We start from the raw sequence: 256 nt of genomic DNA on the forward strand, positions 1-256 counted from the left end.
ACTTGAGCCCTTTTGAAGCATGGCTTGCCTGCCGTGGCCTTAAAACGCTTGCTCTGCGCATGGAAAGGCAATGCCAAAATGCAGCCGAACTAGCTACAACGATGCAAGAGACGGATGGTGTGAAGCATGTTTACTATCCACCATTTGTCTCTGAAAAAGGAAACGGGGCGATTGTTAGCATTGAGCTCGACCAAAAGGCTAATGTCGAACGCTTTTTTTCTGCCTTTACTTTCGTTAAAGTAGCACCAACATTAGC

1 protein-coding gene is annotated in these 256 nt (G+C 46.5%); it reads left to right on the forward strand.

Going from position 1 to position 256, the window contains the following annotated elements:
• Nucleotides 1-256: PLP-dependent transferase (locus tag CHH91_RS18685; protein WP_141234230.1), on the forward strand; the 256-nt coding region annotated here is incomplete at both ends.

The sequence above is a fragment of the Virgibacillus sp. 7505 genome (genome assembly GCF_002272135.1).
Lineage (GTDB): Bacteria > Bacillota > Bacilli > Bacillales > Amphibacillaceae > Terribacillus.